This window comes from Flavobacterium sp. LS1P28 (genome assembly GCF_003970335.1).
Taxonomy (GTDB): Bacteria; Bacteroidota; Bacteroidia; order Flavobacteriales; family Flavobacteriaceae; genus Flavobacterium.
In genome coordinates this window covers 388,742-414,069 of the sequence record NZ_RYDI01000002.1, presented here as the reverse complement: position 1 = coordinate 414,069, position 25,328 = coordinate 388,742, and the positions used below count along the sequence as shown (strand labels likewise).

Annotated in this window: 23 protein-coding genes; 3 read left to right on the top strand and 20 right to left on the bottom strand. The window is 35.3% G+C overall.

The genetic code is table 11. The features are described from left to right. Positions 1-114 precede the first annotated feature (114 nt). Both EKL97_RS03830 and EKL97_RS03825 read right to left on the bottom strand, forming a co-directional pair. Entirely contained in the window at positions 115-1,155 is a 1,041-nt protein-coding gene (locus EKL97_RS03830; protein WP_126561643.1) for an N-acetylneuraminate synthase family protein, read from the bottom strand. Between the two features lie 236 nt (positions 1,156-1,391). Further along, positions 1,392-2,069, bottom strand: coding sequence for a cytidylyltransferase domain-containing protein (locus EKL97_RS03825; protein ID WP_126568145.1), 678 nt, complete (start codon positions 2,067-2,069; stop codon positions 1,392-1,394). Positions 2,070-2,616: 547 nt separating this feature from the next. Here EKL97_RS03825 and EKL97_RS03820 point away from each other — a divergent pair. Then, a complete protein-coding gene (locus EKL97_RS03820; RefSeq protein ID WP_126554492.1) occupies positions 2,617-3,000 on the top strand; it encodes an HU family DNA-binding protein in 384 nt (127 codons plus the stop codon). A gap of 559 nt (positions 3,001-3,559) precedes the next feature. Here the strand turns inward: EKL97_RS03820 and EKL97_RS03815 are convergent. The 17 genes from EKL97_RS03815 to recR all read right to left on the bottom strand — a co-directional run bounded on the left by EKL97_RS03815 (position 3,560) and on the right by recR (position 22,120). Then, positions 3,560-4,477, bottom strand: coding sequence for a glycosyltransferase family 2 protein (locus EKL97_RS03815; RefSeq protein ID WP_126554494.1), 918 nt, complete (start codon positions 4,475-4,477; stop codon positions 3,560-3,562). A 2-nt stretch (positions 4,478-4,479) separates the two neighbouring features. Continuing rightward, the gene (locus EKL97_RS03810; RefSeq protein WP_233588545.1) at positions 4,480-5,724 is read right to left on the bottom strand and encodes a UDP-glycosyltransferase; all 1,245 of its coding nucleotides are present in this window, start codon (positions 5,722-5,724) and stop codon (positions 4,480-4,482) included. Between the two features lies 1 nt (position 5,725). Beyond that, a complete protein-coding gene (gene wecB, locus EKL97_RS03805) occupies positions 5,726-6,832 on the bottom strand; it encodes a non-hydrolyzing UDP-N-acetylglucosamine 2-epimerase (protein WP_126568144.1) in 1,107 nt (368 codons plus the stop codon). Further along, positions 6,829-7,761, bottom strand: a complete 933-nt coding sequence (locus EKL97_RS03800) for a glycosyltransferase family 2 protein (protein WP_126568142.1) — start codon at positions 7,759-7,761, stop codon at positions 6,829-6,831. The genes wecB and EKL97_RS03800 overlap by 4 nt, the downstream gene beginning before the upstream one ends. Before the next feature lie 5 nt (positions 7,762-7,766). Beyond that, positions 7,767-8,603, bottom strand: a complete 837-nt coding sequence (locus EKL97_RS03795; RefSeq protein ID WP_126554503.1) for a glycosyltransferase — start codon at positions 8,601-8,603, stop codon at positions 7,767-7,769. After that, the gene (locus EKL97_RS03790; protein ID WP_126568141.1) at positions 8,604-9,749 is read right to left on the bottom strand and encodes a glycosyltransferase; all 1,146 of its coding nucleotides are present in this window, start codon (positions 9,747-9,749) and stop codon (positions 8,604-8,606) included. Continuing rightward, complete coding sequence (locus EKL97_RS03785) at positions 9,742-10,656, bottom strand: glycosyltransferase family 2 protein (RefSeq protein ID WP_126554507.1); 915 nt, start codon at positions 10,654-10,656, stop codon at positions 9,742-9,744. Before EKL97_RS03785 ends, EKL97_RS03790 begins: the two co-directional genes overlap by 8 nt. Next, positions 10,657-11,496 carry a glycosyltransferase gene (locus EKL97_RS03780; RefSeq protein ID WP_126568139.1) on the bottom strand — a complete coding sequence of 280 codons (840 nt, stop codon included), beginning with the start codon at positions 11,494-11,496 and terminating at the stop codon, positions 10,657-10,659. It lies immediately after the preceding gene. Further along, positions 11,493-12,287 (bottom strand): methyltransferase domain-containing protein, encoded by a 795-nt coding sequence (locus tag EKL97_RS03775; RefSeq protein WP_158614911.1) that lies wholly within the window; start codon positions 12,285-12,287, stop codon positions 11,493-11,495. Before EKL97_RS03775 ends, EKL97_RS03780 begins: the two co-directional genes overlap by 4 nt. 25 nt (positions 12,288-12,312) lie before the next feature. Beyond that, positions 12,313-13,101, bottom strand: coding sequence for an FkbM family methyltransferase (locus EKL97_RS03770; protein WP_126458955.1), 789 nt, complete (start codon positions 13,099-13,101; stop codon positions 12,313-12,315). Positions 13,102-13,164: 63 nt separating this feature from the next. Further along, positions 13,165-14,421 carry a polysaccharide ABC transporter ATP-binding protein gene (locus tag EKL97_RS03765; protein ID WP_126568138.1) on the bottom strand — a complete coding sequence of 419 codons (1,257 nt, stop codon included), beginning with the start codon at positions 14,419-14,421 and terminating at the stop codon, positions 13,165-13,167. A gap of 299 nt (positions 14,422-14,720) precedes the next feature. Continuing rightward, on the bottom strand, positions 14,721-15,182 hold the full coding sequence (locus EKL97_RS03760) for a UpxY family transcription antiterminator (RefSeq protein WP_126554515.1): 462 nt from the start codon (positions 15,180-15,182) through the stop codon (positions 14,721-14,723). A gap of 259 nt (positions 15,183-15,441) precedes the next feature. Then, the gene (locus tag EKL97_RS03755; RefSeq protein WP_126554517.1) at positions 15,442-16,833 is read right to left on the bottom strand and encodes a nucleotide sugar dehydrogenase; all 1,392 of its coding nucleotides are present in this window, start codon (positions 16,831-16,833) and stop codon (positions 15,442-15,444) included. A 118-nt stretch (positions 16,834-16,951) separates the two neighbouring features. Continuing rightward, complete coding sequence (locus EKL97_RS03750) at positions 16,952-17,935, bottom strand: SDR family oxidoreductase (RefSeq protein ID WP_126554519.1); 984 nt, start codon at positions 17,933-17,935, stop codon at positions 16,952-16,954. A 228-nt stretch (positions 17,936-18,163) separates the two neighbouring features. Next, positions 18,164-20,620, bottom strand: coding sequence for a polysaccharide biosynthesis tyrosine autokinase (locus EKL97_RS03745; RefSeq protein WP_126554521.1), 2,457 nt, complete (start codon positions 20,618-20,620; stop codon positions 18,164-18,166). 15 nt (positions 20,621-20,635) lie between these two features. After that, positions 20,636-21,427: a polysaccharide biosynthesis/export family protein gene (locus EKL97_RS03740; RefSeq protein ID WP_126458934.1), complete on the bottom strand. Its 792-nt coding sequence runs from the start codon at positions 21,425-21,427 to the stop codon at positions 20,636-20,638. A gap of 72 nt (positions 21,428-21,499) precedes the next feature. Further along, complete coding sequence (gene recR / locus EKL97_RS03735) at positions 21,500-22,120, bottom strand: recombination mediator RecR (RefSeq protein WP_126451855.1); 621 nt, start codon at positions 22,118-22,120, stop codon at positions 21,500-21,502. 428 nt (positions 22,121-22,548) lie between these two features. Here recR and EKL97_RS03730 point away from each other — a divergent pair, with 428 nt between their 5' ends. Further along, a complete protein-coding gene (locus EKL97_RS03730) occupies positions 22,549-24,057 on the top strand; it encodes a sodium:solute symporter (RefSeq protein WP_126458931.1) in 1,509 nt (502 codons plus the stop codon). 99 nt (positions 24,058-24,156) lie between these two features. On the opposite strand, the gene EKL97_RS03725 is transcribed toward EKL97_RS03730, so the two are convergent. Continuing rightward, entirely contained in the window at positions 24,157-24,525 is a 369-nt protein-coding gene (locus EKL97_RS03725) for a CoA-binding protein (protein ID WP_126458928.1), read from the bottom strand. Between the two features lie 142 nt (positions 24,526-24,667). Between EKL97_RS03725 and EKL97_RS03720 the strand changes: the two genes are divergently transcribed. Next, on the top strand, positions 24,668-25,297 hold the full coding sequence (locus EKL97_RS03720) for a MarC family NAAT transporter (RefSeq protein WP_126451852.1): 630 nt from the start codon (positions 24,668-24,670) through the stop codon (positions 25,295-25,297). Positions 25,298-25,328: the final 31 nt, after the last annotated feature.

The window sequence follows — 25,328 nt, the reverse complement described above, 5'->3', positions numbered from 1 at the left end:
TAAAATACTTTCTCCTGTAAATTTTTCCATACTTTAAATATACATAAAAATCATAAGTATTTATCGGAACACCTCAATAATTATTTAACCTTTAGAATTAATTACATAATGCCTTTATTCACAATCGGCACAAGTTAACTGTCTATCATTCCCAATATCTCGAGTAGCGATTTTCCCAATCAAATCATTAAAATGTTCAGCCAATATAGCTCCAGTTCCCGGACGTTTTACCCATATATTATCCGTAGTAAATAACGCTCCTTTTTTTATTGGAGCAATCGTACAAACCGTTGCAAATGCAAAATCAATAGTTATTTGTTCTTCTTTAGTTGGCTCTTTTTTTCCACCACGCATGTGCCACATTTCATGAGAAGAAACGATAAGTTCCCCACATGTCTGCTCATCCATGCTGCACACAATATCTGGACCGGTACGATGTGTATGATCCGTAAAATGACGTTCCAAAATACTGGCTCCTAAAGCTACAGCTCCTAAACACGCATTGTTATTCAAAGTATGATCGGACAAGCCGAAAACTTTATCCGGAAAAGCTTGATGCATTTCCATCATTGCGCCGAAACGCACGAGATGAATTGGAGTTGGATATAAATTTGTAGTATGCAATAGCGCTACGGGTACGTTGTACTTATCAAAAATTGCCACCGCTTTAGTAATGCTTTCAATAGTATTCATTCCGGTACTCAAAATAACGGGCTTACCAAAAGCTGCAATATGCTCCAGCAAAGGATAATTATTACATTCTCCAGATCCTATTTTATAGGCGGACACATTGAATTTCTCCAACCGATCAGCAGCAGCACGAGAAAAAGGGGTAGAAATGAAAATCATTCCTTTGCTTTCTACATAATTTTTTAGTTCTAATTCATCGACTTCGTTCAAAGAACAACGTTCCATAATTTCATAAATCGAAACTGTAGCATTGCCCGGAATTACTTTTTTGGCTGCCCCACTCATCTCGTCTTCCACAATATGCGTTTGATGCTTGACCACCTCAGCACCGGCTCTGTGAGCAGCATCTACCATCTCTTTGGCTATTTGCAAAGAACCTTCATGATTAATACCGATTTCAGCAATAACCAAAGGGGGATAATCAAGACCTATTTTTCTTCCTGCAATTTCAATATATGGGTTCATTTTTTAATGAATGGTTACAAATTAAATTTTATAATAACTCCAAGACTCAATCTCGACCGAGCCTGCGTTGAGCGAGAGTCAATGAAGACAATCTCGACTGCGCTCGATTTGACAATAAAATCCTGAAGTCACTACAACTGTCACGTCGAAAGTTTGTACTGAGCGCAGTCGGAGTAAAGCCGAGACGATTTATTTCAAATTCATAGTACAACTAAATAATCAAATCATTACAACTGTCACTTCGAGCGCAGTCGAGACGCTTTATTGATTAAATACTCCGCATAATCAAAATCATCCAGCGTATCGATATCAACATTGGCAAAAATATGATTTACTTCATAAGGAATACTATTTTCAGAAACTATTTTACCCTCCAGTATCACTTTAGCTTTGGTAATGTACAACAACCCATTTTCAAAATAAAGAGGCTCTAAATCCTGACTGCGTTGCCCTATTGTGTAATTATAAGGTTCAAAACTGTTGTTGATTATTTTTCCCAATTTTTGATGATTCCTGGTTACGGTGACAAGACTGTCAGCATCATTCATGCAAAACCGTACATAAGCTTCCTGAAGCAAATTTTCTGGTCGCAACGGATTAGTGGGTTGTAACAAAACAACCGTGTCAACTGCATGAGTAATAGTCTCTAAAACATGTTGGACACTACTAATCGTTGGTTCCAAGTCTCCTGAAAAGGCATCTGGTCTGTCAATTACTGTAACTCCATACTGCAGCGCAATGTTTTTTATGGCTGCGTTATCGGTCGTTACATAGATTTCATCAATAATAGATGGATTTTTTTGGGCAAATAAAATACTGTGCACCAATAAAGGAATTCCTCCTAAAAGTAATAAATTCTTATTTGGCAACCGTTTAGAGTTTCCACGAGCAGGAATAATAGCAATCGTTTTCATTAGTAAAATTATATCCTTGTAAAAATACTTATTTTTTTGAATTTCAAATGCGCTCTGAGATTTATTACTCTTGTAGATATAAAGTCTTATCAATTTGCTTTTTAGCGTTAAACAATTAAAACAGACCTCAATTTCGAATATACAGGACACTCAAAAGGGCATATAATCCTTTAAATCTTATAAAATAGTGTTTCAAATTCAATTGATAATGGTAAAAAAATAGGCTACAATACTCCTTTCTCAACTAAAATCTAATGACTAAATAACACTATACAATTACTTGTGTATTTCTCTATTTTTTACTTGTAAAAATCCTATATTTTACGGCATTTAACGTTGCTCAAGAAACATAATTTACTGACTATAAGCACATTATTTAATGTAAGAAAAAAGTCTTAATTTTTTTATTTGTTAAAAACCATAACCGATTGTGAATAACTTTGGCTTTTATTACACGGAAGACTACTGTATCTTTGAAATGTCAGTTAGATACAATTAACAAGTATACTAAGACCAATTTTTTTTATTCATTTAATACCAATAAACAATGGCTATTAAATACAAAGTTCTTCCTAGAAAGAACCCTCGGGACCTAATGGCTCCTGAAAAATTTTATGCCGCTGCAGTTGCAGATGGCGATGTAGATTTAGACCGACTCGCTGAGTTGATCTCTTACCAATGTACGGTTACGGCTACGGACTGTTATGCGGTCTTGTTGTCCTTAGAACACAACATCATTGGGGAACTCGGGCAAGGCCGAATTGTAAAACTGGGCCGACTGGGTAATTTCCAGGTGGGTATCAGTTCCGAAGGCAAGGAAATGGCTGCCGATGTGTCCGCTGCCGCGATTAAAAAAAGTCGCATTCTTTTCCGACCCGGAAAAAAATTACGCAGCATGCTGAATGAGTTATCATTTAGAAAAGCCGGCTAGAACCCCGTAATCAGAAGCATCTGATTATTGTAAGACCTCGAGTATTCCAGTACTCGAGGTTTTTTTTGGCCTATAATCAACGAAAATTAGAGCCGTTTCGTCTTGATTGGACTTTTGTTTCGTCAAGATCGGGCAAAAAAAGCGTCCGCACGAGATCAATATTCGGTCTTGCTTGAATTGTACATCCCCAAATTGCCTTAAAAGCTTGACTTTGGGTCACGATTTAAACCTCCAATAAAATAAAATAAGAATTATTTATGCCAAAAGAAGTTTTTTTTTGGTCTAAAAAGTACTTTTCAGTCCCTTTTTGATATAAAAAAAGCTCAAAAATACTGGCTAGAACCCCGTTTTTTTGAGCAAAATGATTAGTGTAAGACCTCGAATAATTCCAGTTATTCGTCGTATTACAGTTCAAAAGTAGTGAAATGTTTCAATATGTGGTGTAATAATTAATAAAAAATTTCCGCACGAATTCAAATTTCAGCCCTATTAGCTACATCTATTTAATTAATTCTAAAAAAATAAGAGCGAACTAGTTGGACCAATTAAAAGCTAAAAACTAATGCGATTCATTTTCAGGCCTCCAATAAAGCTTAGTTTTCTCTAATTTTTGATAGGCAGAATATTCTTTACGAGTCAATCGATTGCTGTTTTTTATAATTTTCGGAATGGCCAATACTAAATCCAACATGGCCCATAAAATCGCTTTTAATGCTTTCCAATCCCCTTTAAAAACTTTTGATTTCAGTTGCATCCAAATTGAATAGGCCATTTTTTTAGGAATGTATTGTAAAGGAAAAAACAAAAAATACAAATACCAACCCGAGCGTAACGATCGTCTTAAACGAAGACTGTAATCTGTATTGTTTCTTCTTGACCTCACATCAACCCTATGATGCACCAGAACTTCCGGTAAATAATGAATCTCTATGTTTTTTTTGAAAAGCTGATACGCGGCAAAATCCTCCTCCCCATAAAAAATAAACCAAGCAGGATAATCAGGAATAGAATTCCAAGCCGACATTCTCCATACATGGCCACAGCCTACAAATCCCTGGACTCGAGCGGAGCTTTCAGAAGTAGTAGTCGAATCAGGCTCTACTAATCCCCAAAAAATGCGTAAAGCCAATACCCCGCAATTGGGGTTGGCAGCAAAGTAGTCTGCAATAACTGACAACGCATTTACTGTAATAAAATGAGCATCATCATCCAATGAAATAGCAAATTCAGTATTCACGAGACCTAACAATCTATTTCGGCTGTAGATAAGTCCTTTACTCTCTTTATTTTTAATCAGTTGGATTTCAGGATATTGCGCTTGAACAAAAACAGCTGTATCATCTGTAGAACCATCATCACAAACAATACGTTCTACCCCGTCACAAGAGAATAAATGCTGGATTTTAGCTAAAGTAACAGCCAAATCGGTTTTACGGTTTTTGGTAGTTAGCAGTATAGTAAAAGTGGCGTGCGTCATCGCTAATTATTTTTTTCCAAATTATCAATAGTCTTTTTTAAATACGAAACCGAAAGATATTCCGCTAAATCACTTCTGTTTAAAAGCAGTTGCTTTGGATTTTGTTTCCACAAGCAATACAATTCTCCCACTAATACAGCTATTCGTGGCACATCATCCACTTCCGCCCAATACGCATAGTCATTGCCTAACAACCGCTTTGTTTCACTGTAATAAGGCGCTAAAGCTAAGATAGGTTTACTAGCTGCAACGCAATGCGGGAATTTAGCGGGTAAAAACGGACTAATTTCCGCTTTTGACTCCAAAATAACATTAACCGATACACTTTGTTGAAGCAAATAAACCGTATCAAAAGGAATCATACCATTATGAATGTAGAGTTCAGGAGTTTTTTTTTGGTGTTTTTCAAATAATTGGGCGTGATCAGAAGCTGGTCCGAGCAACAGCAATCGCGACTCTTTTTCAGCTTCCGGATAGTGTTGTAAAAACAGTTGAAAACCAGCTATCAAACCCTCAGGCGAACGTTGCTTCATCAAATTACCGGCATGGAGTACATTGAATTTTGAAACATCAAAATAGGATGGAAAAGAAGTGTCCTGAACGACGTACTTTGCATTTTGATGCGGAATAACAACTCCTGTTTGGGCAAAATTAGGGAAATAACTCGACATCCATTCGTGCAACAACAAGCTCGGAAAGGCACTATATCTGGCTTTTGTAGAAACTGCCCTAAAAAAGGCTTCTCTGGCTTTATGACTGGATTCTACCCAATTGTATGGTCTTGGATAATAATGCGCAGGATACGGATCATGCACATACGCCATCCATTTGTCATGTAATTCCGGAAATTGAAGAACGGAATAATGAGGCCTAAAACTACCACCCTTACTCAAAGTTATTACTAAATCGGGCTGAAATTTTTGATGCTGCAATGCGGCAGTAATACTGCGGGTATCATTATAAAAAGTAAAAGAAAACCCAAATAATTGTTCTAAAAAAGGAGCTGGATTGACCTTTAAATTCCGACTCAACACCCTTTGTATCCGACTTAAAAAATACAAGGGACTGAATTTTATTTCAGGTATCGCATAACACCTCACACCCGCTAAATGTATGTTTCGCAACGTATAATGATAGACTAAAACGTCAAAACCCGCCTCGGCTAAGTTCTTAATCAAAGCGACATTGGCTTTTGAACCACTACTGTCTTCAATATTGATGGAGTCTACTACAACAAGAATTTTCATTTTAATAGTGTTTTAATAAATATGCTGCTATTTTTTGGCAGGCATCACCGGCTCCATAAGGATTGATGGAATGCCCAAATCCCGTGAATCCGTCTAAAAAAGAACAAATAGTAGTGCTGATTTTTTGTTGATCGGTACCTACTAAAATAGAAAATCCGGCAGTAACCCCTTCAGGTCTTTCTGAAACATCACGAGTAACCAAAACAGGTTTACCTAAGGAAGGGGCTTCTTCCTGAATACCACCGGAATCTGTGACAATCAACAAAGATTGTTGCATCAACCACACAAAAACGGGATAGGAAACCGGTGGTATCAAATAAATATTTTTAGTGTTGGACAATTTCTCATATACAACATCTTTCACTTTGGGATTTAAATGTACAGGATAAACTAACACTACATCGTCTCGTTTCGAAACAGATAAAAGCGCATCACACAGGTTCTCAAAACCTGCTCCAAAATTTTCTCTGCGATGCCCTGTGACCAGAACCATTTTTTTATCGGTAGGAAGCAAACGTTTCAATCGTTCAATTTCAGGATTGATATAATCTTCTGCTCCAATTTTTTCAACGGTCCACAATAGCGCATCAATAACGGTATTTCCAGTTTCGACGATAGCAGTTGGCAGAATGCCTTCATTCAGTAAATTCTGTGTGGCTGCAGCGCTAGGGGTAAAATGAATATCGGCTATTCTGCTGGTCAACTGCCGGTTCACTTCCTCCGGAAAGGGCGCCTTTTTATTATACGTACGTAAACCAGCTTCTATATGTCCTACGGTTATGCCATTATGAAAGGCGGCCAACGCCACCATCGATGAAGTTGTTGTGTCTCCATGGACCAAAACCAAATCTGGTTTTGCATCAGTAAATACGCCATCCATCTTTAACAAAATACTAGCACTTAATCCGTTCAAACTTTGATTGGGTTGCATCAAATCTAAATCATAATCGGGAGCAATAGCAAAAAATTCCAACACTTGATCCAGCATCTCTCGATGTTGTGCCGTGACACAGACTTTTACATCAAAATTATTTTTTTTTAATTCGTGATATAGCGGTGCCATTTTAATCGCTTCAGGTCGAGTGCCAAAACAAAGTAGAATTTTCATGAATTATATTTTCCGGATTTTTTTTTTAATTTATAGACAGACAACCGCAAAGGGAATGTACTATAAAAAAACTGCCATTTTATTTTTTCAAAGATAGACAATTCAAGTAAAGCGATGATTTGAGTAAACAAATTGTACTCCTTAAAGTCGGTTGCCATGGTTACAAAATAACGAAGGAGCGAAGAAGACAGCAACTGTTTCTCCTTTAAATTTTCGAGAACCAACAAAATAGCGTCTTTTTTAGAGGCCCTGCGTATGGGGTTATTGCTATAAAATTCTCCGGTATTGGAGTCCGCATGTTTACGTCCAAAGAACAAACATTTTTCAATAGAAATTCCTTTAATATCAGAAGACAAAATTCTGGAATACAACTCCCATTCTTCTGCATACATCAAATGTTCCACAAATCGATTGCCATCAAAACAGGTTCTATGCCACATCACTGCACAAGAATTAAATGGAAGTTCGTTTATTAATAGTTTCTCAACATCTGATTTAGTTACAAAAAAAGAAGCATAGTCTTTTGAAAATTCAAAATTATAGTCAAAATCATCAAAGAAAACATTTCGAAGATACCTGCAAAAAGAAACATTTTGTTTGCTTAATTCTTTTACACATAATTCCAAATTTTGGGGATGGACAATATCATCATCATCAAAAAAAATAACATAGTCTCCCTGAGCTAAATCCAGACCATAATTCCTACTTCCCGGCAATCCCTTTTGATATTTAGAAGTCCGTATAAAATATTTAAACCGGATATTCTGTTTTAAAATAGGAGCTAAAATTTCCGCTGTATTATCGGTTCCTCCATCATCAATAATAATACACTCCCAATCCTTGAATGTTTGAGCCTGGATTGATTGCAAAGATTCTAGTATATATTCGGCCCTGTTATAGGTCGCCATAATTATACTTACTTTGGGCATACAGCTCATCTTACTATTGAATTAATCCATCGAAAAGGCTTTAAAAGTGCTTTACCAATTTTAAATTCTAACCGCTGTGTATTTTTTATTTTTTCAAATTCTTCTTTTTCTATTTTAAATAATAAATAAGTCACATAATCGTCTAAATATGTCTTATACAATTCCCTATGTTTCTGAAATAGGTGAAGCAATAATTGGTACTTTACAGCATTTGCTCTTTGGGTTGTTGTGTTATTTCTCTTTCTATAATGGTATAAAGGCTCTTCTACAACTTTTGCCAGACCCCCTTTTTGAAGTAACCGAATATAAAACTCCCAATCTTCAAATCCTTGTCGCATATTCTCATCATAACCCCCTGACATTTGCCAATCCTCTTTTTTAAACATGGCACTTCCTAAAGCATTGTTCGAATACAAAAAAGAGGCTACATCTCCTCCATTAGGTTTATAGATAAAAGATTTTTCTTTTTCAAAGATTAGATTGGCATAGCATGTAACTATCTTTGTATTTTGATGTTCTAAAAATACAGCAAATGCTTTTTCAGCAAAAGAGGGTTCAAAAAAATCATCACTATCTAACACTAAAATATATTCTCCGGCAGCTTCTCTAATACCGTTATTTCTTGCCGTACTTTGTCCTTTGTTTTCTTGCGTAATCAATTTTGTGACTTTTGGCCCTATTTTCCTTAATACCGCTTTAGTTTCTATATTAGAACCATCATCTACAATAATTACTTCTATGTTAGTATACGTTTGATTTAATGCAGAAAGTACTGATTGTTCAACATATTGCGAATCATTATAACAGGGGATAACAATCGATATTAAAGTATTATAATGCATTTATTTAAAAAGTAGATTTAATTTACATGCTTTAATTGAGTTACTTAATTTTAAGATATAAAATTGTCTAAACTCGTTTAAGATAGTATTTTTATCAAAAATACTCAAATTTAATAAAGCTAAAGCAGAATCACACAATGATTTGTAATTTTGATTAACCATATTAGGAATTTGCCCAAAACGATCTTGCATTGCTCCAATTTTATACCCCATTACAAAACAACCAGCAGCGGCAGCTTCCAGCGCGGTCATTGGTCCGCCTTCGCTTTTTGAAGTAACTAGAAAAACATCAATATATTGATAAAAAGTATGAGTTTGTAGCGGACTAATAAATTCTTTTTTAAAAGTCACGAAATTGAATAGGTTACATTTTACAACCAATAATTCAAGCTCCTGTAGATATAGTAAATCTCCTTTTCCTTGAATGACTAATTTACATTTTTTTTGATTTTTGTTATTTAAAAAATCGAGTAAAAGTATCATGTCTTCGAGATTTTTTTCTCTTGATATTCTTCCCAAATAGCCAAAAACAAGAACATCCTGTTCATAAGTTCTTTGTGACAAACTAAGAAGATTAGTCTCGTTTAAGATTGCAATATCTAAAGCTACTGTATTTTTTAAAAAATTATTTCGTTCCCAAAACATTTTTTGTTCTTCATTAAAAACTATAATATTAGTAAACTTATTGTAAACAATTTGATGAAGCTTTGATAACAAATTAAAATGCCACATGGTAATCTTGGCAATATATTTTTTGTTTTGAAATTGAAATTGAAATACTGAAAAAAAATAAGTACATCCTGGATAAGTTAATATAAAAAAACTAGTGTATTGTAAAGAAATTAAAAACCAATATGCAGATTCTAATATTGGTTTTTCTAAACCAAACTTCTTAAGTATTTTATTAAGAAAAAGGATAGTCTTGAAATCAAAAAAAGTAGGATAATGTACAAAGCTGATATTTCGTTCTTCAATTATTTCTTTAAAAAAACTGGAACTACTTTTTCTAGGAGAAAAAATCGCAACTCTTTTATATTGATTCGAATCATAAAAATGTATTGCCGTTAATACAGCTTCAATTTCTGTCCCTCCAATATTATCTAAAAACGGGGTACATACAATAATATTCTTACTTTTCTTAATCAATTGATTGTCCTAAAATTATCTTGATAAACTTCTTATTTATCTTCATAAAAAAATTAAAATCTAAAAACAATACACTCTTCAAATACAAATTTAAAAACAGAAACACATTTTGCTTTTTATGTTGGTAGGTATAACTTAAGAACCTCTCAACAATAATTTTTCTTGTATAAACATCAAATAAATAATACTTTATTTTTATTAAATATTCGAAAAATTCAAACCGTGCTAAAAACAAATCATTTTTATGTATCTCAGCTTTACCGGATAAACTTTCAGATGAAATTCTAACAAATACAACAGCGGAATTTGTACTGAAAATATTTTTCACTTTTGTTAAGTCTAAAACTATTTTATCATCACTATAAAAAGCGGATGGATAATTTGTAAATTTATGTTTTAAAAATTCATTTTTGTTAAAAACAAATTCTGACAAAGAGCCTCTTGCTTTACCTTTAATTTTTCTTGAAATGTATTGAATTCCTGTTTCAAATAATAGATTTGTACATAACTTAGACTCTTCACCATTAATCTGATCAATTACCCTAGTAGAATACCTCAGAACATTACAGTTTTCGTGAAATAAATTATAGTTCTCATAAAATTCAAATACAACATTTTTACTCAAATAATCATCGTCCCCCAATATCATAATCCATTCCTCTTTATTAGACAAAGCAATGCAGCGTTCCCATTGAAGAACCAATGATGTTCCTCCAAGATTACGTTCAAATCGATGATAAACAAATTCAAATTTACCTTTGTACTTTTCTAATAAATCACCTGGATTTTCAGTACTGGCATCATCACCAATATAAACTTTGAATCGTTTGTCTGTTTGATCGGCTAAAGACTCAATGGTTGCCTCAAAAAAAGTAATTTTATAATATGGAATGACTATTGCTAGCATTTATTTTAGCATTTGTTTCAAAAATTTAAAATGGTATCCTGTAATAGGCTTTAAAATAATTAATTGTATCCAAAGTAAGAAGGCTTGTTTTTTTAACCTGTAGTAAAGCAAACCTTTTATGAAATTTGTTCCGTTTTTAAACTCAAAATCCTTGCAGACTATTCCTTCTTCAACTTTTAAAGGGAGCAAATTCGAGTATATTTTGTGCATTATTATAGAGGTCAAATACCAATTTTTATCTAACTTTCCCAAAGAAAAATGTTCCACTACTATTGAATTAACCACTATAATACTATAACCCAGCTTGATGTACTCGAATGATATGTTCAAATCATAACAATGAAAACCCTTGGTAGATTCCTGAAAACGAAACTGTTTCTCTCTTCGAGCAATCATAAAAAATCCATCTATTGCAACCACTTTTTCTATATTTTTATTCTTAAAACCTTGGTCCCAATCTTCAACATTGCCATTTCTTAAATGTTGTTTTAAATAAAGAAATTTATCCTCTTCTGGACAATCCCACCAAGCCGATGGCATCTTTGTTTTGGATTTAGCACCGGCAACCCCCAGCAACCCAAATTCTTCATTTTGGTCGAATAAATTCTTCACTAGTAGACCCCAATTTTGAGTATGCAATAAGACATCATCATGCATAAAACACAAATAATCATTCCTACTTTTTTCTATCCCTAAATTATAGGCCTCAAAAATAGAATATTTATTGTTTGAATTATCAATGACAATTAATTCATAATCACAACCAATCGTGTTTTTTATATTCTCAGATAAATTAAAAGAAATGTTTTGGGTTCGAGAACAAATAATTATTGAAATCATCGCTTAATACCTAAAATTATTTGATGATAAGGTTTTACAAAAGTCAAATTAACTACCTTAATATCAAAATACTTATAGACATTTTGCAGTAATTTGAAGTCAAAAACATGATGGTGCAAGCATCTATTTTCGTGATTAGCAAAAGACCTTTTTTTAAATTGTTCTTTAGTTCCGGCAGCTAAATCCATATTCAAATCATGTAACTCTAAAATTTCGGTTAGGTGTGTCAAATCGGTTTCATTAATCCCATTATTTAAATCATTTTCAAAATGACCAAAAGTAGAGATAGGACGATTATGATCAAATGTATATCTTTTATCCGGTAAAATAAGTAAAATAGCACCGCCTTTTTTAATAACTCTCACCCATTCTTTAACTGTTTTTAACGTGTTGGCACAATGTTCTAAACAATGGCTTGCAATAAGGAAATCATATTTGTTATCAGGTATTTCTTTAAGGTTACTCGCTTCACAAATGTATTGGTGTCCTTTTTTACTTCCTAAATAATTAAAATTTTGGCCTTCAACAATAGTACCTTCCCAAATGGTTTGAGAACTGAAATTACATCCGTCTAAACTATCTATAACCTGATAAATTGGAATTTCTTTTGAAAAAATAGCACTAGGCCCTCCTATTTCTATCCCTATTTTTCCATTAAAATATTTTAAAAAAAGATCCATTCTTTTAATAGTCCTCCCTTTGTATGGAAAAAATTTATCTTTAACAAGACACTTTATACCATAATACCCAGTTGTTACATATGTTTTCAGTAATGTTTGAATTTTTGACATTATAATAGTATACATTGAATTGCAATTATTTTGTTTTGTAGCAAAAAATATTTAGTTGTAAATCCATACCATAATTTAAATTTCTTTTGATGAAAGGATATTTAGTCGTGTAAGCTTCTTTAATATGATAACTAAATCCTGCTTTCTGAACTATTTCCAAAATTTTATGCAAATTTTGCTCTCGATCTGGCATGCTGTGGTATTCAATAAAGAGATAATCAATATTTTTCAATTCATCCTCACAGTCTTTTATCACTTCGAATTCCGCTCCTTCTATGTCAATTTTTAAAAAATCAACCTTTCGTCCTGTCAAATATTTTTTTAAACTGGTACAAACTACTTTTTTGTATTTCCCTTTTGAAGTTTCTTCTTCTATTCTTCCTCCTGCTCCTCCTTCAACAATAAATGACAAGGTATCATCGCAATTCCAAACTGCCTTATTGATTAACTCTACATCATTATATCCAAATGATTCAACGTTTTTTTCCAAAAAACCAAAAATATGCTCATCTGCTTCAAAAGCAATTATAGAAGCATTGGGATATAATTGCTTAAAATAAATGATACTCATCCCTAAATTTGCCCCACAATCTATTATACAAGGATTAGGACGACTAGCCTTAAACTTATACATTTCAAGTTGAAATAATTCCTCGTTACACAAATTAAATGATGCGATATCATGGATATATAATTTTTTTCCTAAAAATTCTTTTTCAGTAGGCACAAATCGCGCTATTGCATTTGTACCCTGTTTTTTTCCAATTAAGAAATAATAAGGTGGTTTAAAATATTTTTTTAAAATTTTAATCATTTATCTAATATTACTAAATGTTTATTACAAAAAATACAATTACAATTTATAAAAATTTTTCATCTAAAAAATAGAATCCCATTTCCCTTTTCCAAATACTTGTCCGTAATTGTATAATCCATGAATGCTCAAACTAGATTTTTCATCTAAAATCTCAAACAGACAAACTTCATTTACTTCATCAATTCTTAATTGTTGAGGGACATGTATAAACGCATTTAAAAAATACTCACCTCTTACCAAAAATTCTGCTTCAATAGTTAATCGTATTTTTTCAGATTTAATCAGATTGGTTTCATATGAACATACTCTTTGACCATTCTTGCTGACAATTGTACAAAACATTTTGTAACGATTATTATCTTTTATTTCAAATTTTGAATTCAATTTAAAATCAATTACAATATTTTGATCATAATAAAAACGGCTTTCTAAGTTTCCTCCCTCATTATTGATATTTATTTCATCTATTACAATTTCGCTAAAGTCTTTCGAAATATCTCTTTTATAAAAAGATTCAAAATTTGAAGAAGCATTATGATATAAATCAACACTCTCCTCAATCCCCCCATCAAACACTACCTTCCCATTCTCCAACACAATCCCCCTAGTACACAAGCTCTTCACTGCCGCCATATTATGACTCACAAACAAAACCGTTCTGCCTCCAGTTCTGGAAATATCCTGCATCTTGCCAATCGCTTTCTTTTGGAACTCGGCATCGCCTACGGCCAAAACCTCATCTACAATCAAAATTTCAGGCTCCAGAAATGCGGCTACGGCAAAAGCCAGTCGCACATACATTCCGCTGCTATAGCGTTTTACGGGGGTATCAATGTATCGTTCGCAACCGGAGAAATCAATAATTTCATCAATCTTGGAGGTTATTTCTTTTTTGGTCATCCCTAAAATAGCCCCATTGAGATAAATGTTTTCCCTGCCGGTCATTTCGCCATTAAATCCGGTTCCTACTTCGAGCAAGGAAGCCACACGGCCTCCAAACTTAATGCTTCCTGTTGTAGGTGCTGTAACACGGGATAATATTTTGAGCAAAGTAGACTTTCCTGCGCCATTCTTGCCAATAATCCCAAGAATCTCACCGCGTTCTACTTCAAAATTAATATCCTGCAATGCCCAGACATAATCACTCGTACCTTTGGTACTGCGGTCATTGGTGTCGCCAATTTTGAGATACGGATTTTCTTTGCCACGCACTTGATGCCACCAGCGGTTCAAATCATGCGTCATAGTACCCGTTCCTACCTGACCCAGTCGGTATTGCTTGGAGATGTTTTCGGCTTTTAATATAATGTCTTTCATTTTTTGGAATCTTTTTTTTAAATGGGCCTTTTAATGAGCATTAGGTTGTACTATAAACGAACTTCACTACTCACTAATTGCCGCAATTAATTACTATAAAGATTCGTCAGTTCGAGTGGAGCAGCAATTTGCGATAGAAAATTGCGGCGAAGTATCGAGAACCCTTGTGTTATGAAGGCTTCTCGATACAATTTAGAATAGTAAAGCATTCGCATTACTCTTCTAAATTACTCGAAGTGACGGTTGAAACAGCTTATTCTTTTCTCTATTTTCTTCTCCTCACTTCGCACACTAAAAACTCATCGTTTCATTTTCAACACACATCCTAAAGATTCCAAAACCAGCACATAATGGGTATTGGTCATTTCCTGAACTGTGGCTTTTTGGTCGGCAAAAGGTCCCGATTCTAATTGTATCGTTTCCCCAATTTGATATGAGGCCACAGTGAGATCAACACAATCCGAAGTGTTGAGCCATTTCTTGATGACTTCAATTTCTTCATCACGCACAATTGCTGGTTTTCCTAACCAATACAAATAGCGGACTGCGCCAACGGATTGAAACACCAAATTCCGTTTCAAATCTTCTAATTGTACAAAAACATAGGAATTAAAAAGAGGTACTTCCACTTTTTTCTTGCGGTCAGACCATTGTCGCATTTGGGTTACCAAAGGACAGTAGCATTCCACACCTATCTTTTGTAATTGTTCTGCCACTTTTTTTTCCCATTTGGGTTTTGTATACACTACATACCAATTCATCTTTTATCTTGTATTGCCATAAAATTAATTCTCCCTATCCGAATTCAGAATACACTTTTTGAATTATTTATTTAAAAACGGTTCTCAATACACGACACTTCGAGTGCGAAGCGTAGCGAGACGTTTTGTTCTATTTCATTACTTGAAAACTACTAGCAACCCGCTGAGCACAATCAGCTTTTAAATGTTTAACCGTTTAATCGTTTAACCATCTAACCTTTAATTTTTTAACCCCTTAACCATTTAATCGTTTAACCGCTTACGAACCTATCGCCTGATACACAAAACCAATCGCTTTTAATTCCGGGCCGTTCAGCAAATTTCTACCATCAAAAATAAAAGCGGGTTTTTGCATCGAATCATATATTTTTTGCCAGTCGTAGTGGATAAATTCATCCCACTCTGTCAGTATCGCAATAGCGTGTGCCTGCTGACAGGCTTCGTACGGGTCCAAAAAGGAACGCACACTGTTCGCATTCGCCTCTGCATTTCTGGTTTCCAAATAATTTAAATCCCCCAAGATCTTCTTGTTAGAAACTTTAGGATCATACACCGCAATTTTTGCGTGTTCATTGATCAAATCATCAGCTACATAAATTGCTGCTGATTCTCTGGTATCATTCGTATCTTTCTTGAATGCCCAACCCAAAAAAGTAATTTTCTTATCGGAAACCGTATTGTAAAGCGTTTGAACAATAGAATTGGAGAAACGTCTTTTTTGATGGTCATTCATGATAATAACTTGCTCCCAATAATCTGCAACGGCATTCAAACCATAGGATTTTGCAATGTACACTAAATTTAAAATGTCCTTTTGAAAGCAAGAACCTCCAAAACCAACGGAGGCTTTTAGAAATTTAGATCCAATCCTGCTGTCCATTCCAATCGCTTTAGCGACTTCATTGACATCGGCTCCCGTTTTTTCACACAGTTCTGACATGGCATTGATGGAAGAAATACGTTGTGCCAAAAAAGCATTGGCGGTAAGCTTAGACAATTCAGAAGACCAAACATTAGTGGTCAATATTTTAGCGGCAGGCACCCAATTCGAATAGACATCGACTAAGGCCTGAATCGCTTTTTTACCTTCCTCCGAAGGATCGCCTCCAATAAGAATCCGATCCGGATGCAACAAATCAGCAACAGCTGTTCCCTCTGCTAAAAACTCAGGATTTGACAGGATTTGAAACTGTACTCCATTCCCGGTATTATCAAGTATACTCTTAATTGCTTCTGCAGTTCGCACCGGTAGTGTCGATTTCTCAACTACTATTTTATTATCTTTGGCTACACGTGCAATTTGTCTGGCACAAAGCTCTATGTATTTTAAATCAGCCGCCATACCTTTTCCCTTACCATACGTTTTAGTGGGGGTATTCACGGAGATAAATATAATCTGGGCTTCGTCTATGGCTTTATCAACATTCGTAGAAAAAAACAAATTCCTTCCCCGAGCCTCGGCAACAATAACGTCCAATCCGGGTTCATATATAGGAATATTGGCCGTGTCGGTATCATTCCAAGCCGCAATGCGCTCTTCGTTCAAATCGACTACTGTAACTTGTATCTCCGGACATTTTTGAGCAATAACCGCCATCGTCGGACCACCAACATACCCGGCTCCAATGCAACAAATTTTTGTGATTTTCATCTATATATTTTTTTATTTTTTTTTAATCCCAGTACAGACGCGATTTATCGCATCTCTACATTTCGCAATGTATCAAATCCGCAATGTAGACCCGATTTATCGCATCTCTACGACGGTATTACGATAAATTATCCCAATACCAGTGCACCGCCTCTTTCAATCCTTCTTGCATGCCAAATTTTGGATTGTATCCCAGCAGGGCTTTTGCTTTATCAATACTAGCCAGGGAATGTGGAATATCACCCGCTCTGTTAGGACCATACAATACAGTAACGTTTGCAATTTCAGAATCGTATTTTGTTAAAAAATCTTTCAAATAGCCCACTAAATCATTCAACGTATTCCTATCGCCACACGCCGTGTTATAAACCGTATTGATCGCTTCTGGATTTTGAGTTAACATCGCCAACTCATTCATTTGAATAACATTGTCAATATAAGTAAAATCGCGGGAATAATTCCCGTCACCATTTATTTTTGGGCTTTCGTGTTGCATGAATTGCATCACAAATTTCGGGATAACGGCTGCATAAGCGCCATTGGGATCTTGCTTCCGTCCAAAAACATTGAAATAACGCAGTCCTATGGTCTCTAAACCATAGGTTGTGCTAAAAATTTCGGCATACAATTCATTTACATATTTTGTTATTGCATACGGAGAAAGCGGCTTCCCAATAGTATTTTCTACTTTGGGCAACGCTTCTGAATCGCCGTAGGTAGAGGAACTTGCCGCATACACAAATCGCTTCACTTTTTCGTCTCTTGCTGCCACCAGCATATTCAAAAATCCGGATACATTCACGTCATTCGTGGTCACCGGATCATTGATAGAACGGGGAACAGATCCCAAAGCCGCCTGGTGCAGCACATAATCTGCGCCTTTGACTGCTTTTTGACACTCTTCCGGATTCCGAATATCGCCTTCTATCAAACGAAAATCAGGATGGTTTATGCAGTCTTTCAAATTATGCAGGTGCCCGGTGGCAAAATTATCCAGGCAAACCACCTTATAGCCTTTAGACAAAAAATGGGCACACAGATTAGAGCCTATAAATCCCGCTCCTCCAGTGATTAACACTGTTTTTTTTATATCTTCTTTCATTTGATTTTTCTGTATTAAAAAAAATAAACCACTATAAACTAAAAGTTCATAGTTTTTGTTGGCAGACTTAAAGTCTACACGGTGGTATCCCTTATTTATTTACCACGAATTTCACAAATTATCACGAATTAATTTGTGAAAATTTGTGAAATTCGTGGTAAAAGTTTTTGAATCTAAAAAGTAAATGCCCTAAAATGCATCGTTTTAATTATATCTGTAATCAATAAATTACTTTCTGGGTCTATTAAGTATTTTCTGAGCCACTCTTTCATACATACTTTTGGGTTTGTCTTCTTCGTAATAGTCATTAGTATAGGTACCATATCCGTAGCCATACCCATACCCCGTTCCGTATTTAGCTTTATTCTCCAGACCATTCAAAATTATACTGGCATTATTTAATTCCCCTCGTTTTATACGATTATTCAACAAGGTAATCATGTCTTTTTTAGTGAAATTCTGCCTCACAATATAAAGGGTAACATCACAATATTGTGCTAATTCTAGTGCATCTGACACTAACCCTACCGGAGGTGTATCTAATATTATATAATCGTATTTTTTCTTTAATTCTTCAATCAGCTCTCCCATTCCGTCACTCATGATCATCTCCGATGGATTGGGAGGAACCGGTCCGGAGAGAATCACATCCAGAAAAGGAATGTGGGTGTGATTTATAATTTCGTCAACCGTTTTTTGCTTGATCAGGTAATTTACAATCCCGGCTTCATTAGATAAATTAAATTCAGTAGCCAGTTTTGGTTTTCTTAAATCAAGGCCAATAACAACTGTTTTTTTCTCGCTCAGGGCAAATACGGTAGCGATATTTATGGAACAAAATGTTTTTCCCTCACCACTAACGGAGGAGGTTATCATCAGTGTTTTGGCACCGTCTACATTTTGTTGTTTGTACAAAAACTGGAGCGAGGACCGAATAGCTCTAAAAGATTCCGACAACGATGATTTAGGCCTGTCAAACACTGCTAAATTTGTATTTTCTTTATTGACACCGACTACGCCTATCAAAGGAATTTTTGTCAACTTACTGATGTCCTCCGTATTTTGAATCGAATTATTGACAAAAAAAATGCCAAATACAAAAATCAACGGAACAAGTATTCCCAGAAATAAGGCCAATATATAATTGACGGATGTTTTAGGGCCTATTAATCCGCCGCCAATATCCTTTGCGGGATCTATAAACTGAACATCCGATAGATTCGCTGCTTTGACAATATCCGCTTCACTTCTTTTTTGAAGAAAGGTGCTGTAAATATTATCACTCAAATCATATTTTCTTTTGATTTTAACGAGCTCTTGCTGGTCTTCCGGGAGTTGTTTTATGGTACTTTCGGTTTCATTAATTTTACTGCTCACCATCGCTAAATCATATTGCAGCGAAGCTTTTGCAGTAGCTATATTTTCTAACAGTACATTTTTGACCGCCTCCATTTGATTGTCAAAATCCTTAAATATCTTCTCGCTTTTTACGGCATAGGCCATTTCGGATCTTTGGGTAGACAAGGCGATCAATTTTGAAACATTAACTACAATATTAGGATCTTCTATTCCCGCTACAGATGGCGCTGGAAGTTTTGCATAGTTGGTGCTGTTTTTCAAATAAGTCTTTAACGAATTATAATAGGACAGTTTACGGGTCACTTCATCTTTGGCTACATCAAATTCCAGAATCTTATCCGAGAATTTAGTACCACCCGCTTCAATATCATAAATATTTTTATCTTTCCTAAATATTTTTAGCTCATTCTCGGTTTCTTTGAGTTGGGATTCCATGGCAATCAGTGTACTGTCTATAAAAGCAATCGTATTGATAGCAAACTGGTTTTTACTATCTAACTGTCTTTTGATCAGCATTTCAACAGTCGAATTCAAATATTCGACCATTCTGGCTTTATTAGTACCCTGCATTCCCAGGGTAATTATAGAACCGCCTTTATCATCTGAGCGCAAACTGATCCCTTTATATCCGGCTACTGTTCCGTCAAAATCATTAAAACGCACAAAATATTCATTTCCTTTGTAAAAACCGGGATTGTCTTTTATTTGTAATTTCCAATTCAAAAAGGGTAATGAAACAGACTCTCCTACTTTGTATCTTTTTACAAAATCACCAATTTCGACTGCTGTATTGCCATAGGAATTATTGGAGTACGTGACGACCGAGACGTTTTGATTCCCAAATGAAATTCTGATTTCATATTCATTTTCGCTTAGAAACGTAATTCCAATTAAATTTCCTGCTAACTGCCCTTTCGATTTATCAATATTTACATAGAATGGAACTGCTCCGTAGGCATCTACCATATTGTATTCGCCCTGAACTAAGTAATCAATATAATACTGCAGTTTATCTACCACTAACTCATTGTGTGATCTGGATTGCAGTGTTGTAGAGATGGATTGAACCTGATCAGAGGTACCGCCCCAATTAAAAACCAAACTGGTATTAGAAGTAAAAAGAGGGTTACTTTCCTCCTTTATGGCAATGAGGGTCTCCATGCCATATATTTTTTCTTTACGGATGTTGACCTGATAGGCAATAGTAAAAGTGATTATTAAACTCAGTAAAAACCACTTCCAATAACTTCCGATTTTCATTAAAAATCCCTTAAAATCAAAACTGACTTGATTTTCAAAAATCGAAAAATCTTTTATATCTAACATTTTCTGAATGCTGTTTTAATTTCTTAATAGTAGAAAGGTCGTTGTGGCCAAAGACAGCAACGTAATAATAGTTCCTAAGGATTCAATTCCTGTTTTCCCGGTTCCCCAGGTTTTTTGCTTGAGCGGTTTGATATAAACATAATCATTAGGTTGTAAGTAATAATAAGGCGATTGCATCACATTGATGTCCGTCAAGTCCAGATCATGCATTTGAACTCCTGTTGGTGTTTTTCGCATGATGGTAACTGCTTTTCGGTCTCCTGTTATAGAGATATCTCCGGCATTTGCTATGGCTTCCATTATATTTACCTGCTCTTGAAATAATGTTTTTGTTCCCGTACTGCCAATTTCCCCGTTGATCGTATATCTAAACCCCGATAATTTTACGGTTACAAAAATATTAGCTTCGGCATTAAAATACTCCGCTAACAATTGCTTTTCGATTCTCACTCTGATTTCATCCAGCGTGTAACCAATAACATTTAATTCTCCTAAGACCGGAACCCTTATGTTTCCATGATCGTCTACTGTAAATCCATCAAAATACAATGCGGATTCTGATTTTCCTACCGAACCGACTTCGCTTGTAGGACTAAAAATAGCAACTAATTTAGGATCTATCGCTTTTATAGTAATACTCAACACATCATTTGTTTGCAACCGATAAGGCTTAGATCCTACCACAGCAATAGTAGATTCTTGTGCTGAGGTATCCTTTTTCTGAAGATAAATTAAATCTTTAGTAGGGATGCAGGAAAAAAGCAACACACTTATAACTAACAACAAACAGAGTACCGACTTGCTCATTTACAATATTTTTAAGCGACAAATATAACTTTTCATTTACGATTTAAAAAGCAACATTATTCATTAAACAAATTAATTATTTTTAAAAGTCTTTTCAAAAGGAACTCTTTGCAAAATACTCCTGCCCAGGGTAACTTCATCCGCATATTCCAGCTCATCACCTACTGAAATTCCTCTGGCGATTGTTGATATAATAATCCCGCAATCCCCAATTTGTTTGTAAATATAAAAATTGGTAGTATCTCCCTCCATTGTGGAGCTTAACGCAAATATAATCTCATTGACACTACCGGATTTTACTTTTTCAACTACAGTATTGATGTTCAACTGACTGGGGCCCACGCCGTCAATAGGTGAAATTTTACCGCCCAAAACATGATAAATTCCTCTGAATTGTCCTGTATTCTCGATCGCCATAACATCACGGATATCCTCCACAATACAAACAATTTGATGATTTCTGTTTTTGTTGGCACAAATTTCACACAACGCACTGTCCGATATATTATGGCAACTCGCACAATACTTTATATCCTCCCGCATTGCCACCAAGGCTTGCGCTAGAAATCCTGTTTGCTCTTTGGGCTGTTTTAATAAATGCAACACCAGTCGCAGTGCAGTTCGCTTACCAATTCCTGGCAACTGAGACATTTCATTGACTGCCCGTTCTATTAATTTTGAAGAAAATTCCATAACTGCAAATGTAGCAATTTGTTTATTTGTTTAATCGGTTATTTCTTGAATCGATTGTATACTTTAGTTATTCGCCTGCAGTCCGCCGTTTTTTCTACTATTGGGTGTAATGTCAATAAGACTGCGCTGTTTCTGCCCTAATTTCGAGTACTTTTGAATAGTAATGCGAAAGTGTTACTATTCAAAATTGTGTCGAGAAGCCATTATATAAAAAAGAATCCTTTTTCAACGGAAGTACTTAGGAGGTAAAGCAATACTTTTAGTAGGCGGTATTAAAATAAAATCGGCTATAATGTTGCATACAAACCAATTAAGCAGTAGCTATTCGTGATGTAATAAGGATAGAAGTTCAAGGCCAAAGGGAATCCGGATCCAGAAATGACTCATTAAACAAAAAATCGTATTTTGCTGCCTGTAAACTCAAAAAAATGACACCATTCACCATTCTATCGTTAATTGTAATCTACTTCGGGATTTTATTTTTGATTTCCCATTTTGTAAGTAGAAAAGACAGTGGCAATGAGGCTTTTTTCAAAGCCAATAAAAACTCAAAATGGTATTTAGTGGCTTTCGGGATGATTGGGACTGCGCTTTCCGGGGTAACTTTTATTTCGGTGCCGGGAGAAGTGGGTGCGCCAAACGGAGAACAATTCAAGTATTTTCAGTTTGTTCTGGGAAATGCCATTGGCTTTATAGTTATTGCAAAAGTGCTGTTGCCTCTGTACTACCGGATGAATCTGACTTCGATTTACGGCTATATCGAGCAGCGATTGGGGTTGTATTCCTATAAAACTGCCGCAACAATTTTCCTGATCAGCCGAACAATAGGCTCTGCGTTTCGATTGTATCTTGTGGTGATCGTTTTACAGCGCTATGTTTTTGACTTTTACAACATTCCCTTTGCCTTTACCGTGCTGATTTCGCTGGCTTTAATTTTTGCATATACCTATCGTGGCGGACTCAAAACCATTATCATTACGGATACCTTACAAACTTTTTTCTTAGTGACCTCTGTTTTTATGACTCTTTTCTTTATTTGCAGAAGCTTGAATTTAAATGCTTTTGAAGCTTTTGAAACCGTAAAAAACAGTAACTATTCGAAAGTATTTTTCTTTGAGGATTTCGTGTCGAGTAAGTTCCATTTTATCAAACAAATTCTGGGAGGGATTTTTGTAACCATTGCCATGGTAGGTCTGGATCAGGATTTAATGCAAAAAAACCTGAGTTGTGCCACCATTGGTGAAGCTCAAAAAAACATGTTCACATTTACCGGAATATTTGTACTTATCAATATATTTTTCCTGAGCGTAGGTGCGCTACTGTATGTTTATGCCGCTAAAAACGGGGTTGAAATCCCCACCGATTTAAACACCGGAAAGCCCAGAACCGATTTGCTTTTCCCGGAAATTGCTTTTAATCACCTGGCTCTGATACCTTCAGTTATATTCTTATTGGGATTGACGGCCGCAACTTTTGCTACGACTGACTCTGCATTAACAGCGCTTACGACTTCGTTTTGTGTGGATTTTTTAGGAATGGACAAAGCGGAGAATCTGAACAAACCTAATGTAGTCCGAGACAGACATCTGGTTCATGTTGCGTTTTCCTTTTTGATGTTTCTGGTCATTATTTTCTTTAATTCCATAAATGACAGTTCCGTAGTAGGAATGATTTTCAGGGTGGCCTCCTACACGTATGGACCACTTTTAGGATTGTATTGTTTCGGGCTGTTTGCACAGTCAAAAACGGTCAAAGACAAACTGGTCCCGATAATTTGTTTGTTGTCTCCTGCACTCACATACCTTATCAGCGAACATTCAAAAACATTGTTTTTTGGATACGTCTTTGACAATGAGCTGATCATTGTAAACGGGCTTATTACTTTTCTTGGATTGTGGTTGATTAGCAAAAAAGCGGCTTCAGAAACACGATTTTAGTTTTAGCCCAGATGGCAGCGGCATCCTTTTCTTGTCCCGTTTTAAAAACGGGACAAGAAAAGATATAGCGAACAGCTGGAGGTAGCTCCAAAAAAAATATTAATACTGGTTAGTAGTCAATAATACTAAGGTACAGGCTATTTCTACTTTGATATCATTCAGCTTCAGCAATTGGTACAATTCTGGATTTTCAGTTCCCGGATTAAAAATAACACGTTTAGGTTTAGCCTCGACGATATAATTGTAATAATCGCGCTGACGTGCAGGGTTCAAATAAAGGGTAACGGTATCTATATTTTTTATGGGAATGGCTTTGGTCTGGATTTTCACACCGGCCACTTCACCAGCATTTTGTCCTAAAGCAAGCACCGAATGTCCTTTGTCTACCAACATAGTGATCGCTTTGAAGGCGTATTTCTCTGGTTTAGTAGTTGCTCCCAGAACTAGTGTTTTTTTATTCTTTGTCATTTTCTATAAGTATATGCAGCAAAAGTAATCAAAAAGGTTTGTCCGTTTAGGAATTTTCAAGTTTAGTTATCACTGCAATAAAAACATTTCCCTAACATTAAAAAGTAAAAAAAGAGTATTTTTACACCCTTAAATATAAAATATGGATCTTTTTATTTATCTGTTTGTCGCACTTTTCTCCGTGTTGAACCCTATTGGTACTGTTCCTATTTTTGTAGGACTTACACAACATGACACAAAAAAAGAACGTTCCAGGATTTCATTGTGGACAGCGATAAATGTGTTTATCATCTTAATTGTCTCTTTTTTTATTGGGCAATATATGCTGATTTTTTTTGGCATTAGCATCGATGCGCTTCGAATTGCCGGAGGACTTATCATAGTAAACTCGGGATTTTCATTGCTCTCGGGACAATTTAACAAAAAGAGGGGTATCACCAAAAAAGCAGAAAACGATGCTCAAAAAAGAAATGACATCGCTCTGACTCCACTAGCTATCCCTATGCTAGCCGGACCTGGATCTATTTCGCTGCTGATTGCTTTTTATCAGGAACACAATACAACTAGCGAAATTATCATTTCATCCTTTGCCATTCTTGCTATCGCAGTTGCTATTTTCATCATCTTGAAAAGTGCTCATTATTTAGCAAAAATACTTGGAGAATCCGGAATTGTAGCGATCTCCAGAATCATTGGTTTTATTGTAATTGCTATAGGAATCCAATATATTGTAAGTGCGATTATCAATATTATTAAAGGCAATTTGATCTAAGATTAAATTCAGGCAAAACGCAGTGTATTTG

What these genes read in the sequence shown, in the direction of transcription:
- EKL97_RS03750 (WP_126554519.1), bottom strand. Translation starts at nt 17,935, where the DNA reads ATGAAAGAAGATATAAAAAAAACAGTGTTAATCACTGGAGGAGCGGGA.
- wecB (WP_126568144.1), bottom strand. Translation starts at nt 6,832, where the DNA reads ATGAAAATTCTACTTTGTTTTGGCACTCGACCTGAAGCGATTAAAATG.
- EKL97_RS03820 (WP_126554492.1), top strand. Translation starts at nt 2,617, where the DNA reads ATGGCTATTAAATACAAAGTTCTTCCTAGAAAGAACCCTCGGGACCTA.
- EKL97_RS03755 (WP_126554517.1), bottom strand. Translation starts at nt 16,833, where the DNA reads ATGAAAATCACAAAAATTTGTTGCATTGGAGCCGGGTATGTTGGTGGT.
- EKL97_RS03830 (WP_126561643.1), bottom strand. Translation starts at nt 1,155, where the DNA reads ATGAACCCATATATTGAAATTGCAGGAAGAAAAATAGGTCTTGATTAT.
- EKL97_RS03785 (WP_126554507.1), bottom strand. Translation starts at nt 10,656, where the DNA reads ATGCTAGCAATAGTCATTCCATATTATAAAATTACTTTTTTTGAGGCA.
- EKL97_RS03815 (WP_126554494.1), bottom strand. Translation starts at nt 4,477, where the DNA reads ATGACGCACGCCACTTTTACTATACTGCTAACTACCAAAAACCGTAAA.
- EKL97_RS03775 (WP_158614911.1), bottom strand. Translation starts at nt 12,287, where the DNA reads ATGTCAAAAATTCAAACATTACTGAAAACATATGTAACAACTGGGTAT.
- EKL97_RS03810 (WP_233588545.1), bottom strand. Translation starts at nt 5,724, where the DNA reads ATGAAAATTCTTGTTGTAGTAGACTCCATCAATATTGAAGACAGTAGT.
- EKL97_RS03720 (WP_126451852.1), top strand. Translation starts at nt 24,668, where the DNA reads ATGGATCTTTTTATTTATCTGTTTGTCGCACTTTTCTCCGTGTTGAAC.
- EKL97_RS03770 (WP_126458955.1), bottom strand. Translation starts at nt 13,101, where the DNA reads ATGATTAAAATTTTAAAAAAATATTTTAAACCACCTTATTATTTCTTA.
- EKL97_RS03740 (WP_126458934.1), bottom strand. Translation starts at nt 21,427, where the DNA reads ATGAGCAAGTCGGTACTCTGTTTGTTGTTAGTTATAAGTGTGTTGCTT.
- EKL97_RS03760 (WP_126554515.1), bottom strand. Translation starts at nt 15,182, where the DNA reads ATGAATTGGTATGTAGTGTATACAAAACCCAAATGGGAAAAAAAAGTG.
- EKL97_RS03745 (WP_126554521.1), bottom strand. Translation starts at nt 20,620, where the DNA reads ATGTTAGATATAAAAGATTTTTCGATTTTTGAAAATCAAGTCAGTTTT.
- EKL97_RS03765 (WP_126568138.1), bottom strand. Translation starts at nt 14,421, where the DNA reads ATGAAAGACATTATATTAAAAGCCGAAAACATCTCCAAGCAATACCGA.
- EKL97_RS03780 (WP_126568139.1), bottom strand. Translation starts at nt 11,496, where the DNA reads ATGATTTCAATAATTATTTGTTCTCGAACCCAAAACATTTCTTTTAAT.
- EKL97_RS03825 (WP_126568145.1), bottom strand. Translation starts at nt 2,069, where the DNA reads ATGAAAACGATTGCTATTATTCCTGCTCGTGGAAACTCTAAACGGTTG.
- EKL97_RS03795 (WP_126554503.1), bottom strand. Translation starts at nt 8,603, where the DNA reads ATGCATTATAATACTTTAATATCGATTGTTATCCCCTGTTATAATGAT.
- EKL97_RS03730 (WP_126458931.1), top strand. Translation starts at nt 22,549, where the DNA reads ATGACACCATTCACCATTCTATCGTTAATTGTAATCTACTTCGGGATT.
- EKL97_RS03725 (WP_126458928.1), bottom strand. Translation starts at nt 24,525, where the DNA reads ATGACAAAGAATAAAAAAACACTAGTTCTGGGAGCAACTACTAAACCA.
- EKL97_RS03800 (WP_126568142.1), bottom strand. Translation starts at nt 7,761, where the DNA reads ATGCCCAAAGTAAGTATAATTATGGCGACCTATAACAGGGCCGAATAT.
- recR (WP_126451855.1), bottom strand. Translation starts at nt 22,120, where the DNA reads ATGGAATTTTCTTCAAAATTAATAGAACGGGCAGTCAATGAAATGTCT.